This is a genomic window from Streptomyces sp. P9-2B-2 (assembly GCF_030406865.1).
Lineage (GTDB): Bacteria > Actinomycetota > Actinomycetes > Streptomycetales > Streptomycetaceae > Streptomyces > Streptomyces platensis.
In genome coordinates, this window is record NZ_CP129126.1 from 7,501,571 (window position 1) to 7,514,119 (window position 12,549).

Below are 12,549 nucleotides of genomic sequence, written 5' to 3' on the forward strand. Positions count from 1 at the left end.
AGACCGCCTGGAACAGGCAGGATCCCGCCGCGGAGGCCCGCGCGCGGCGCCGCGGAGCCTCCAGGCCCGGGCGGCCCACGGGCTGCCGGGCCCCGGCGGGCTGTGCTTCCATGCCCGGATGATCAGAAGACGCCAGGACCGCGACCTCGACGCCTGTGTGGCCGTCCTGGCCGAGGTGCACACCCACAGCGGCTATCCGCACCACTGGCCGGACGACCCGGCGCGCTGGCTGACCCCGGACGGGCTGACCGCCGCCTGGGTCGCCGAGGCGGACGGCACGGTCGCCGGTCATGCGGCGCTGTGCGGCGCCGAGGTCAGCCGGCTCTATGTCGCACCCGCCGCCCGCGGTGCGGGCCTCGGCGGCCGGCTGCTGCGCGCCGTCGGGGCGGAGGCGGCGGCCCGCGGCCTGCGGCCCGTACTGGAGGTGAAGGCCACCGACACCGCGGCCCTGGCCCTCTATGAGCGGCTGGGCTGGCGCCGCCGCACCACCGAACGGCAGGACTGGGGCGGCGGCGAGATGGTGACGGTGCATCGCTACGCGGCGCCGCCGCTACGCCCGGCGGATTGAGCACCGGTCCCACCCTCCGCTGACGTGTCGCCCCCCGTCGCCACCCCCGTGATCTGCCAAGGTGGACGGTGCCGCCCTTCATGTGATGGGCCCATGATCGACCCGCCGTCGTGGAGTGGAGGTACGGATGCAGCGGACCGCCCGGGATCCGCGGCACGAGCCGGACCCGGATCCGCCGGTGGGCCTGCCGGTCCTCCCGGAACTCGCCGCACACCTCTCCGCGGCCGCCGACCGCACCGAAGCCGAACCCCTGGGCGGCGCCGCCCCGCTGCGCACCGCCGCCTGCGGCTACTGGGAACGCCGCGGCCTGGCCACCACCCCCGACCGGGTGCTCGCCGTCCCCGGCGCGCCGGCCCTGCTCCTCGCGCTGTACGCGGCGGCCGGCGGGGCGGTGGTGCTGCCGCGGCCCTGCTCCGCGTCGTACGCACCCCCCGCCCGGCTGCTCGGCCGGCCGGTGCACCACGCCCCCGTACCGGCGGAATCGGGCGGCGTGCCCGACCCGTTCGCGCTGCTGGAGACCGTCCGCCGGGCCCGGATGGACGGCGACAGCCCCCGCGTGCTGGTCCTGTCCGTCGCCGACGACCCGACCGGCACCTGCCCCGCGCCGGAACAGCTGCACGAGGTCTGTGAGGCGGCGGCGGACGAAGGGCTCTGGGTCATCAGCGACGAGACCCGCCGCGATCTGCTGCACGATCCGCATGACACCGTGGTGGTCAGCCCCGCCGAGATGCTGCCCGACGGGGTCGTGGTGCTCACCGACCTGCGGGCCACGCTGGTGCCCGCCTCCTGGCCCGCCGCGCTGGCCCGCTTCCCCGGCACCGACCGGGGCGCCGCCCTCCAGGCCGCGGTGCTGGACGCGCTCGCCGCGTCCCGTACACCGCTTGCGGGGCCGCTGGCCTGCGCCGTCACCCATGCGCTCGGCGAGCCCGAGGAGGTGCGTGCCCGGACGGCCACCGTCGCCCGGGTGTACGGCACGCTCGCGGCGGCGCTCCACCACATCGTCACCGAGGCCGGGGCGGTCTGCCGTCCGCCGCACTCCGGCAGCCATCTGTACGCCGACTTCGAACCGCTGCGCCGCCCCCTCGGGGCCCGCGGGATCGTGGAATCGCACGCGCTGGAGCGGAAGTTGGCGCCCTGGGCGGCGCGCGGCGGACACCGCTTCGGGGACGCGCCCGGCGCCCTGCGGGTACGGCTCGGTGCCGAGGCGCTGCTGGGCGCCGACCGGGAGCAGCGACGGCGTGCCCTGGCGGCCCCCGATCCGCTGGAACTCCCGCACATCACCGAGGCGTTGACCGCGCTGTCCCGCGCCCTGGCCGGACTCACGGCGTCCGCGGACGGCTGACCGCGCCACCGCCCGGCGTCCGCCGGCGCCGTCACCTCGCCCCCACTCCGCCCCGGTTCCGTCCACCGAAAGGAGCCCCTCGATGACCGAACAGACCGAGCGCTCCCTCGCCGAGCAGCCCTCCGACACCGAACGACTCCCGCCCGCCGCGCCCGGCGACGGCGGCGGAACGGGCGGGGGAGGGGCCGGGGGAGCCGCCCGAGGAGCGGCCGGGGGAGCCGCCCACCCCGCGGGCCCGGCCACCGGTCAGACCACCGCCGAGGGGCCGGTCCCCCTGCACACCACCGCGGACTCGCCGGTCGTCCCGCACGCCACCCCGCCCCCGCTCGCCCCACCCCGCCCGCTGGGCGAACCCCGCACCTGGCCACGCGACTTCACCGACCGGCTGACCGCGCCGCTGCCCGGCGTCCGTGCCCTGGCCCGGATCGCCCGGGAGGGCAAACTCCGCCCGCCCCCCGAGACACTCCCCGAGATCCAGCAACTCCCCTTCGCACCGGGCCCGATGCCGGCCGCCGGCCCCACCACCCTCGCCCTCACCTGGGCCGGGCACGCCAGCTGGATCATCCGCGTCGGCGGGCTGACCGTACTGACCGACCCGGTCTGGTCCCGGAAGATCCTCGGCACGCCCGCGCGGGTCACCCCCGTGGGCGTCCGCTGGGAGGACCTGCCGCCGGTCGACGCCGTCGTCATCAGCCACAACCACTACGACCACCTCGACGCCCCGACCCTCAAACGGCTGCCGCGGCACACCCCGCTGCTGCTGCCCGGCGGACTGGCGCCCTGGGCCCGCCGACGAGGCTTCACCCAGGTCACCGACCTCGACTGGTGGGAAGCGGTCGAACTGCCCGCCCCCGGCGGCCCCGTACGCTTCGACTTCGTCCCCGCCCACCACTGGAGCAAGCGGACCCTGACCGACACCTGCCGCTCCCTGTGGGGCGGCTGGCTGCTGACCGCGCCCGACGGGCGGCGGATCCACTTCGCGGGGGACACCGGCTACGGCCACTGGTTCGAGGAGATCGGCCGCCGCTACCCCGGTATCGACCTGGCGCTGCTGCCCATCGGCGCCTACGACCCGCGCTGGATGCTGCGGCCGGTGCACACCGACCCGGAGGAGGCGGTCAAGGCGTGTCAGGACCTGGGTGCCCGCGCCCTGGCCCCGATGCACTGGTCGACCTTTCTGCTCTCCGGCGAGCCGCCCCTGGAACCGCTGCACCGGGTCCGCGCCGCCTGGGCCGCCACCGGCCGCCCCCGCGAGGACCTCTGGGACCTGCCCGTCGGCGCCTCCCGGGTGCTGGCCGCAGGCTGAGCGCCGCCGCCGAGCGGAACGGGCGGGCCGCGGACGGGACCGTGGACGACGGGACCTACGACCCGTCCTCGCCGCGGGCCGGCCGGATGCGCCGCCAGACGGCCGGCGCCGCCCCGAGCACCACGGTCAGCGCGATCGCCATGGCCACGCCCTGCCAGGCACTGGGGAACAGCGAACCGCTCAGCAGCCCGATGAGCTGGTACGTCGCCGCCCACGCCAGACACGCCGGAAGGTCGCCACGGATGAACCGCCGGAGCGGCATCGCGGCGAGCAGACACGCCAGCATGACCGGGATCCGCCCGGCAGGCACCAGACGGGACAGCACCAGCACCAGCACCCCGTGCTCCCGCAGCTGGTGCTGCGCCCGGGCCAGCCGCTCCGGTGCGGCGCGGGCGCGCAGCCGGGCCAGCCAGCGCGACCCGTGGGGGGAGTGGCTGCCGCGCCGCCCGAGCGCGTACAGCCCCACATCGCCGAGGAACGCCGCGCACGACGCCACCGCGAACACCATCAGCAGCGCGAACGGCGCGGTGTGATGGAAGGCGACCACCGCCGCCGAGCTGACCAGCGCCCCCGTCGGCACCACGGGCACCAGCGACCCGAGCACCACCAGCAGGAACAACGACGGATAACCGACGACCTGCTGTGTCGACTCCGGCGGCACGCTCCGCACCAGCTCACCGACGAGCGTCATCACACGACCTCCGGCCGGACCGACTCGCCGTGCCCGAGCCGGTGCACCGTCACCTCGGGCGCCAGCCGCGCGAGCTGCCGCTCGAACTCCTGGCCCGGGGCGTGGAATTCATGCGGCCGGACGGCGTCCAGCCCGATCGGCCAGTACGTGCCGTAGTGCACCGGGACCGCGCAGCGCGGTGCCAGCCGCGCCGCCGCCTGCGCCGCCCGCCGCGCGTCGAGATGCCCGTGCCCGAGGAACGGCCCCCAGCCGCCCACCGGCAGCAGCGCCACCTCGCACGGCCCGACCTCCGCCGCCATCTCCTCGAACAGCCCGGTGTCGCCCGCGAAGTACGTCCGGGCCGCACCCCGCACGACATAGCCGAGCGCCGGCACCCGGCGCGGTCCGTAGGGCAGCCGCCGCCCGTCGTGCGCGGCGGACACCGCACGGACCGTCACCGCACCGGCCGCGCACTCCTCGCCCGCCCGCAGCTCGGTGACCCGCAGCGCCCGGGCCGCGGCCACCCGCCGGAGCCCCGGCACCGCGGCGGTCGCCCCGCGCGGCACCACCAGCCGGGTGCCCGGCGCGAGCCGGGCCAGCGAGGCGGGGTGCAGATGGTCGGCGTGCAGATGCGAGACCAGGACGACATCGGCCCGCGCGGCCTCGGCCGGCGGCAGCGCGCCCCGCCGGCGCCGCAGATGGGCCAGCCGCCGCACGAACAGCGGATCCGTCAGCACCCGCACCCCGGAGTCCTCGACCGTCACAGTGGCATGCCCCCACCAGGTGACCTCCACCGACACCGAGCACCTCCCGTCCCGACGTACCGGCCCGTTCCCCGGGCGGCTGTCTCGCTTCCCGTGTGCGGTTCTCCTGCTTCTCGTCTGCTTTCGGACTGCTTCCCGTGTGCAGTCCTCTCGATCCTCCACCCTCCGGCCCGGAATGTGGCCGACGGGGGAGCGGCCGACCGGGCGCACCTCTCGCCCTGACCTTCCCCCGGTACCTGGTGCCATGCTGGCGGCAGGCCCGTAGCGCCGGGGCGGGCCGGAGGGTGAGGTGGCACGGCGTGCGGATGCCGAGGTGGAAAGCGCTCAGCGGTGCCCTGTTCCGGGTGCTCGCGGTCTGGTTCGTGTCCAGCCTCACCCTGCTCGTGCTCGCCGGGCTGCTGCCCGACTTCCGGCTCCAGTCGGCGGGCGGTGACAGCCTCACCCGCACCGCCGTCACCGCCGCACTGGGCGCCGGCGCGTTCGGCCTGCTCAGCGCCCTGGTGTGGCCGCTTCTCGTCCGTGCCCTGCTACTGGTGCCGGCGCTCGTCCTGGGACTGCTGGTCTTCTTCCTCAACGGCTCCCTGCTGCTGCTCGCCCTCGACCTGATCCCGGAGGGGCGCGGCCAGGCCGCACCGGAGACCGCGGTGATCGTCGCGGCGGCGATGTCCGCCGCCTCCTCGGCCACCTCCGCCTTCCTCGCCGTACGCAACGACGAGGCCTACCACCGACGGCTGGTCCGGCTCGCCGGCCGCCGCGGCCGCCGGGCCCGCCCCGGCGCCGGCCCGGCCACCCCCGGCACACTCTTCCTCCAGCTCGACGGCGTCGGCCACGACCTGCTGCGCGAGGCCGTCCGGGGCGAGCGGCCGCTGATGCCGACCCTCGCCCGCTGGACCGGCGACAGCCACCGCCTCACCCCCTGGCGCACCGACTGGTCCAGCCAGACCGGCGCCAGCCAGCTGGCCCTCCTGCACGGCAGCAACGAGGACCTGCCCGCCTTCCGCTGGTACGAGAAGGACACCCGCACCGTCCTCGTCAGCAACCGGCCCAGCAGCGCCGCCGCACTCCAGCGCCGCGCCATCGCGCGCACCGGCGACGGCGGACTGCTCTCCTACGACGGCGCCAGCCGCGGCAACCTCTTCAGCGGCGGCGCCGACCAGGTCGCCCTGGTGATGTCGGTGGCGGCCCGGCGCGGCAAGCACAACCGCTCCCGGGCCGGCTACTTCGCCTACTTCTCCGACCCGGCCAACGCGACCCGTACCGCCGTCTCTTTCGTCGCCGAGATCGTCCGCGAGATCGTCCAGTCGCTGCGCACCCGCTTCCGCCGCGAACGGCCGCGCGTCAAACGCGGCGGCCTCTACCCCGTCATCCGGGCCTTCGCCACGGTCGTCGAACGCGATGTGGTGGTCGCCGCCGTCATCGGCGACCTGCTCGCCGGCCGCACCGCCATCTACGCCGACCTCGTCGCCTACGACGAGGTGGCCCACCACTCCGGCCCCGCCCACCCGGACGCGCTCCAGGTCCTGCGCAGCCTCGACCGGGCCCTCGCACTGATCGCCGGGGCCGCCCGGCACGCACCGCGCCCGTACCGCATCGTGGTGCTCTCCGACCACGGCCAGAGCCACGGCCCGACGTTCCTGGAGCGCTACGGGCTGAGCCTGGGCGATCTCGTCCGCGCGGGATGCGGGCTGCCGGTGCCGCGCCGCGCGGGACGTACACCGAGCGGAGCCGAGGCCAGGGCGGCGGCGCGGGCCGCACTGCACCGCCCCGAGGAGACGGCGGGGCGGCGCCAGGAGCGGACGGCCGGGCCGGGCTCCTCCCACCCCCTCGTGCTGGCCTCCGGAAACCTCGGTCTGGTGTCGTTCCCCGACGTGCCCGGCCGGATCACCCGTGAGGAACTGGACCGCCGGCACCCCGCCCTGCTCGCCACCCTCGCCAACCACCCCGGCATCGGCTTTCTGCTGGTCCGCTCCGCGGTGCACGGCCCGGTGGTGCTCGGCCCGGCCGGTGCCGAGCACCATCTCGACACCGGACACCTCATCGGCGCCGACCCGCTGGCACCGTTCGGCGACGGCGCGGCCGACGCGGTACGCCGTACCGACCGCTTCCCGCATGTCGCCGACCTCATGGTCAACTCCGCCTGCGACCCGGCGACCGGGGCGGTACACGCCTTCGAGGAGCAGATCGGCTCGCACGGCGGACTGGGCGGCGCCCAGAGCCACCCCTTCCTGCTGTGGCCCGCCGAGCTGACCCCGCCGGCCCCGGACGGCGAGCCGCTGACCGGCGCCGAACAGGTGCACCGGGTGCTGCGCCGCTGGCTGGGGGAGGCCGACGGGCCCCAACTGCCCCTCGGACCCGCCGCGGACGAACTCCGGCACGGGGTGCGTCCCCCCGAAGGTTTTTCACCCCAGGACCCTGCCGCACAGGACAAATCCCGCTGATTTTGGCGGACGCCACCGATCGCCGACGATGAACTCCGCTCGGTAACCCCGGGTGCACAGCGCACGACGAGAGGCCCTCCACGCCATGAACGACCGGCACACCCGCCGCTTCGGTCTGGGAACCGCCACCTGCCTAGTGATGGGCAACATCATCGGTGGCGGCATCTTTCTGCTGCCGGCATCGGTGGCCCCGTTCGGCACCGTCAGCCTCGTCGCCTTCGGCGTACTGACCATCGGTGCCGTCGCCCTCGCCCTGGTCTTCGGCCGGCTCGCCGAGCGCCACCCGGACACCGGCGGCCCCTACGTCTACGCGCGCGAGGCGTTCGGCGACTTCGCCGGATTCCTCTCCGCCTGGTCGTACTGGACCATGACCTGGGTCAGCAACGCGGCCCTCGCGGTCGCCATCGTCGGCTACGTCCATGTGCTCCTGCCGGGCCGTCCCTCCGACACCACCGACCTCCTGATCACCCTCGGCGCGCTCTGGCTGCCGGCCATCGCCAACTTCGCCGGCACCCGCTACGTCGGCCTGGTCCAGACGGTCTCCACCGTCCTCAAGTTCATCCCGCTGCTCTTCATCGCCGTCGTCGGGCTGTTCTTCTTCGACCCGGCCAACCTCGGCTCGTTCCACGAGGGCAGCGGCAGCACGCTCGGCGGGATGTCCGCGGCCGCCGCGATCCTGCTCTACTCCTACGTCGGCGTGGAGTCCGCCGCGATGAGCGCGGGCGAGGTCCGCGACCCGGAGCGGAACGTCGGCCGGGCCACCGTCTTCGGCACCATCGGCTCCGCCGTGGTCTACCTCCTGGGCACCGTCGCCGTCTTCGGCACCGTCGCCCACGACAAGCTGGTGAAGTCCCAGGCGCCGTTCTCCGACGCGGTGAACGCGATGTTCGGCGGCCACTGGGGCGGCACGGTCGTCGCGATCGCCGCCGTCGTCTCGATCATCGGCGCGCTCAACGGCTGGACGCTGATGAGCGCCCAGTCCCCGTACGCCGCGGCCAAGGACGGGCTGTTCCCCGCACCGTTCCTGACCAAGCGGCGCGGGGTGCCGACCTTCGGCGTCATCGCGGCCGGGGTGCTGGCCAGCGCCCTCACGGTGCTCAACTACCTGATCGGCTCCGGCGGCGTCTTCGAGATCCTGGTACTGATCACCACCTTCTCGGCGACCGTCCCGTACCTCCTCGCCGCCGGCGCCCAGGTCTACTTCCTGCTCAGCGGCCGCCGCGACAAGGTCCGCCCGGCCCGCTTCGCCCGCGATCTGACCCTCGCACTGACCGCCTTCGGCTTCACCTTCTGGCTCGTCGCCGGCGCCGGCTACGCCGCGATCTACCAGGGCGTGCTCTTCCTGTTCGCCGGCATCCTCGTCTACGCCTGGATGGCGGCCCGCCGTACCGCGCGCCAGGAGCAGGCGGCGGCCGCGACGGTTCCGCCTACGCCCGCTGACCACGAAGCGGTTCGCCGACCCGCCGCAAGTGCCGCAGCGCCTCCGCATACGACCTGACCAGCCCCGTCTCGTGGTACGGGACACCGATCTCGGCGCAGTACGCCCGCACGATGACCTGCGCGCGACGCAGATGCGGTGTCGGCATGCTCGGGAAGAGATGATGCTCGATCTGGTAGTTGAGCCCACCGAGCAGGAAGTCGATCAGCGCCCCGCCCCGGATGTTCCGCGACGTCAGCACCTGACGGCGCAGAAAATCCGGCCGGGCGCCGCCCGTCAGCGTCGGCATCCCCTTGTGATTCGGCGCGAACGTGCACCCCAGGTAGACGCCGAACAGCGCCTGGTGGACGAGCAGAAAGGCGAGCGCCTTACCGGGTGACAGCACCAGGAACAGCGCGCCGAGATACAGCACGATATGCGCCAGCAGCAGCCCCGCCTCGCTGCCCCAGTGCTTCATGGTCGGCGACCGCAGCGCCCGGATACTCGACACCCGGAGGTTGAACCCCTCCAGCGTCAGCAGCGGGAAGAACAGCTGCGCCTGATAGCGGCCGATGAAACGGGGCAGCCCCTTGGCGACCCGCGCCTGCTCCCGTGACCACACCAGGATGTCCGGCGCGACATCCGGGTCCAGCTCCTCGTGGTTGGGGTTGGCGTGATGCCGGGTGTGCTTGTTCATCCACCAGCCGTACGACATCCCCACCCCGAGGTTGCCGAACAGCAGACCGCCGATCTCACTCGGCCGGCGCCGCCGGAACACCTGCCGGTGCGCCACATCATGGGTGACCAGCGCGACCTGCGCGAACACCACAGCCAGGAACGCCGCCACCACCATCTGCCACCAGCTGTCCCCCAGCGCGAAGAACGCCCCCCACCCCCCGGCGAACCCCACCGTCACCAGCGCGAGCCGCACCACGTAATAACCGGGCCGACGCTCCAACAGCCCCGCCGCCACAACGCGCCGCGACAGCCGCGCGAAGTCACTGCCCGAGCCCCCCACCGAACCGGCCGCCGCACACTCGAATTCCACCCTCGTCGTCATACCGCCGAGTCTTCCGACCCGGCCCCCACCCCAACAGCCGGTCGACCCCCGCCCCGGCCGGGGGGCTAGCGCCACCTGAGGGGGTGCGGCTGGCCTGTGAGGGGGCTGTCGCCTGGCGGGGGGTGGTGCGGGTGCTACCTGGCCGGTTGTGGTGCGGGTATCACCTGGTGGGGCGCGGCGTGGGTGTCACGTGGTCGTTCTCCACGCGGCCGTCACGGCATCGTCGCCGGGAATCTCACGGGCTCCCGGCCTCGGGGAACCCTGCGACTGCTCAGAACGGAGCCGCTCCTATCCTCCCGCGGCCCCACCGGGCTCTCCGGCCCCGCCGCCCCCCTCCGCACCGGCCTGGCTGAAGACGGGCAGTGCCCGCACCAGGTCCGGGGGAAGGGCGAGGCCCTCCTCGGTGGACGGGTTGACCGCCAGCCACAGATCGTCCGCCGGCCAGTTCGCGGCCAGCTCGACTACGGGGATGCTGAGCGCCGCGCCGGGATCTCCCCCGGCCGCCACCAGCGCGTCCTCGGTGGTGAAGACGGGGATGTAGCGATTGCCGTCCTGCTCGATGACCGGCAGCGAGACAGCACCCTCCGGACGCGGCTCCTCGCCCTCGGCCGGCGGTGCCTGCGGCAGCAGGGCCATGCTGTTCGCGAGCTCGACCAGGGCGGCCTGGGTATCCGCCTCCGTCGCGGACCGCGCTCCCTCGGCGGACGATGCCTCGCTCGGGGGCGCGTTTTCGTCGGGTGTCGGGGTGCTCATGGCGTGTCCTCTCGTCGGCGTTGCTCACCGACCACCCGCTCGGCACGGGCGGACCCGGGTTTGCCGCAGTCGCCGCCGGATGCCGCCCATCGGCACGAGACCGGGACAAGCGCGGCAATACCCCCCAGGCTATGCCGCCCCCCGTTCTACGCAACGTCCACCACCAGCGATGCGGCGGGACGGCAAGTGAGCAGCGGTAACAGGGAGAGACGGAGCCCTCACCGACCGCCTGACGGGCCTGCCCGACCCCGCCCCGACGGTCACCCGAAAGACGACTCCGCAACCTCGGACCGGATCCTGCGGCTACCACAGCTCCGCACTCTGACCTGCACGAATACCGGCCGGTCCGGCCGCGCCGAGCACCGCTGCGCTCGTCTTCCTGTGGGGAGTCGTGGGGGTGGCCGACGTCGCCGAACTCACCTCCTTGTGGCTCGACTACATGGCACGCGGCGCATTGGCCCTGGCCGGGTATGTCGGGCTGACGTCCGCCCTTCGGCCTCGGCCCCCGCGACCGTCTCCCGGTGTTGAGGGCTGACGCTTCCTGTCGGTTCGGGCCCTGCCTTCCAAGGCGGGGCGGGGACTGAATGATCCCTTCCGGTCATGTTCGGTCGATGTTGTTCAGCGTGCAACCATCGCATCCCTTCGCAAGTCCTCCACATGCAACACGAGTTCATCAGACCTGTGGAGGGGATCTCTCTTGCGTAAGCGTCCTGCTGTCGCCGCTGCCGCCGTCCTTGCCGGCGCGCTGTCCTTTCTTGCCGCCGCGCCGGCTCAAGCTGCGGAGTACCACTCGGCGTTGAAGATCCGGGGGGTCCAGTACGACGCGCCCGGTCGGGACTCCAACAGATGCTCCTCGGGCAACACTCACCAGGAGTACCTGACGATCAAGAACTACTCGTCGTCGGCGACCATCAACCTCAAGGGGTACGTCGTCAAGGACGCCACCGGAAACCGCTTCACCTTCACCGCCAGCCACTACCTTGAGCCCGGGGACTATGTGAAGCTCCGGGGTGGCCACGGCACCGATTCCGACCGGTACAACGTGGTCTACCGCGACAACTGCAACTTCCTGTGGAACAACGACCGCGACACGATCTACCTGTACAAGCCCTCCGGCAGCCGCTCGGATGTCCACTCCTACACGAAGAGCGGATCGGACTCCGACGGCGACGGCTACATCCGCTATCACCGCTGAGCGAGTGGCGTGCGGGCCCGCCTCCTGTGCAGAGGTGATGGTGCGTCACCGTGCACGCAGCACCGCCCAGCGAGGCCGGCCCGCGAGCCGCTCAGTAGGGTGTCCGCATGATTCGCGCAGTGGTCTTCGACGTCGGCGAGTGCCTGGTCGACGAGACGCGGGAATACGGGACCTGGGCTGACTGGCTCGGGGTGCCGCGGCATACGTTCGCGGCGATGTTCGGCGCGGTCATCGCACAGGGGCGGGACTACCGCGAAGTGTTCCAGGAGTTCCGGCCTGGGTTTGACCTGTACGAGCAGCGGGACGCCCGCGCCGCTGCGGGCCAGCCGGAACACTTCGATGAGTCAGATCTCTACTCCGATGTACGGCCCGCCCTGCGGCAGTTGCGCGGCGAGGGCCTGTGGCTTGGCATTGCTGGGAACCAAACCGTACGGGCAGGCGGGATCCTCCGCCGCTTGTTCGCCGACGACGTCGACCTGATCGGTACGTCGGATGACTGGGGAGCCAGCAAGCCCGATCTGCTCTTCTTCGAGCGTGTGGCCGACGTGGTTCCCTTCGAGAACGATCAGATTCTGTATGTCGGGGACCGCGTGGACAACGACCTTCGCCCGGCTGTGGCCGCGGGTATGCACACGGCGCTCGTTCACCGAGGCCCGTGGGCCACCATCCAGTGGAACACCGCGGAGGCGCGCGAGCTGCCCACGTTCCGTATCGAGACGCTGTTGGAACTGCCTGAGGCCATCGCGCAGTTCAACGGGCGAGGGCACTGACTGTCGTCGCCCATCCGTACAGCCGGTCGCGTGCCGAACGGATCGCGGCGGGGGATCTTTGATTAACGGCTCTGCACGCACGGCCGGATCCAGTGGTGTGCGGCCTCGCCCGCGCCACGGCAGGGCCGCCGCTGGTGCCCGAGGCCCGGCGGAGGGGCCGGTCCCTCCGTTATTACCTCCCGGGTAATCGACCCTCACCCCACCGCCCGGCAAGGTGAAGGCATCGGTTCACGGGCCGGCGCACTCCGGCCCGTGAACCGGTGTCA

The 12,549-nt window shown here is 73.2% G+C and carries 11 protein-coding genes; 7 read left to right on the top strand and 4 right to left on the bottom strand.

Annotation, left to right across the window (positions count from 1 at the left end; genetic code table 11):
• Positions 1–118 precede the first annotated feature (118 nt).
• The 3 genes from QT196_RS32985 to QT196_RS32995 all read left to right on the top strand — a co-directional run bounded on the left by QT196_RS32985 (position 119) and on the right by QT196_RS32995 (position 3,216).
• On the top strand, positions 119–568 hold the full coding sequence (locus QT196_RS32985; RefSeq protein WP_290356238.1) for a GNAT family N-acetyltransferase: 450 nt from the start codon (positions 119–121) through the stop codon (positions 566–568).
• Positions 569–695: 127 nt separating this feature from the next.
• A complete protein-coding gene (locus QT196_RS32990) occupies positions 696–1,910 on the top strand; it encodes an aminotransferase class I/II-fold pyridoxal phosphate-dependent enzyme (protein ID WP_290356240.1) in 1,215 nt (404 codons plus the stop codon).
• 82 nt (positions 1,911–1,992) lie between these two features.
• Entirely contained in the window at positions 1,993–3,216 is a 1,224-nt protein-coding gene (locus QT196_RS32995; RefSeq protein ID WP_290356241.1) for an MBL fold metallo-hydrolase, read from the top strand.
• A gap of 55 nt (positions 3,217–3,271) precedes the next feature.
• Here the strand turns inward: QT196_RS32995 and QT196_RS33000 are convergent, their stop codons facing one another.
• On the bottom strand, positions 3,272–3,907 hold the full coding sequence (locus QT196_RS33000) for a VTT domain-containing protein (RefSeq protein WP_168482361.1): 636 nt from the start codon (positions 3,905–3,907) through the stop codon (positions 3,272–3,274).
• A complete protein-coding gene (locus QT196_RS33005; RefSeq protein WP_290356242.1) occupies positions 3,907–4,686 on the bottom strand; it encodes an MBL fold metallo-hydrolase in 780 nt (259 codons plus the stop codon). Before QT196_RS33005 ends, QT196_RS33000 begins: the two co-directional genes overlap by 1 nt.
• Positions 4,687–4,955: 269 nt before the next feature.
• Between QT196_RS33005 and QT196_RS33010 the strand changes: the two genes are divergently transcribed.
• Positions 4,956–7,088: a phage holin family protein gene (locus QT196_RS33010; RefSeq protein WP_266732991.1), complete on the top strand. Its 2,133-nt coding sequence runs from the start codon at positions 4,956–4,958 to the stop codon at positions 7,086–7,088.
• Between the two features lie 85 nt (positions 7,089–7,173).
• Positions 7,174–8,586 (top strand): amino acid permease, encoded by a 1,413-nt coding sequence (locus QT196_RS33015; protein WP_266732237.1) that lies wholly within the window; start codon positions 7,174–7,176, stop codon positions 8,584–8,586.
• Here the strand turns inward: QT196_RS33015 and QT196_RS33020 are convergent.
• Positions 8,516–9,565: an acyl-CoA desaturase gene (locus QT196_RS33020; RefSeq protein WP_168482363.1), complete on the bottom strand. Its 1,050-nt coding sequence runs from the start codon at positions 9,563–9,565 to the stop codon at positions 8,516–8,518. The genes QT196_RS33015 and QT196_RS33020 overlap by 71 nt on opposite strands.
• A 288-nt stretch (positions 9,566–9,853) precedes the next feature.
• Complete coding sequence (locus tag QT196_RS33025) at positions 9,854–10,318, bottom strand: SseB family protein (RefSeq protein WP_168482364.1); 465 nt, start codon at positions 10,316–10,318, stop codon at positions 9,854–9,856.
• Between the two features lie 697 nt (positions 10,319–11,015).
• Between QT196_RS33025 and QT196_RS33030 the strand changes: the two genes are divergently transcribed.
• A complete protein-coding gene (locus QT196_RS33030) occupies positions 11,016–11,513 on the top strand; it encodes a lamin tail domain-containing protein (RefSeq protein WP_168482365.1) in 498 nt (165 codons plus the stop codon).
• 107 nt (positions 11,514–11,620) lie between these two features.
• The gene (locus tag QT196_RS33035; RefSeq protein WP_168482366.1) at positions 11,621–12,283 is read left to right on the top strand and encodes an HAD family hydrolase; all 663 of its coding nucleotides are present in this window, start codon (positions 11,621–11,623) and stop codon (positions 12,281–12,283) included.
• Positions 12,284–12,549 lie beyond the last annotated feature (266 nt).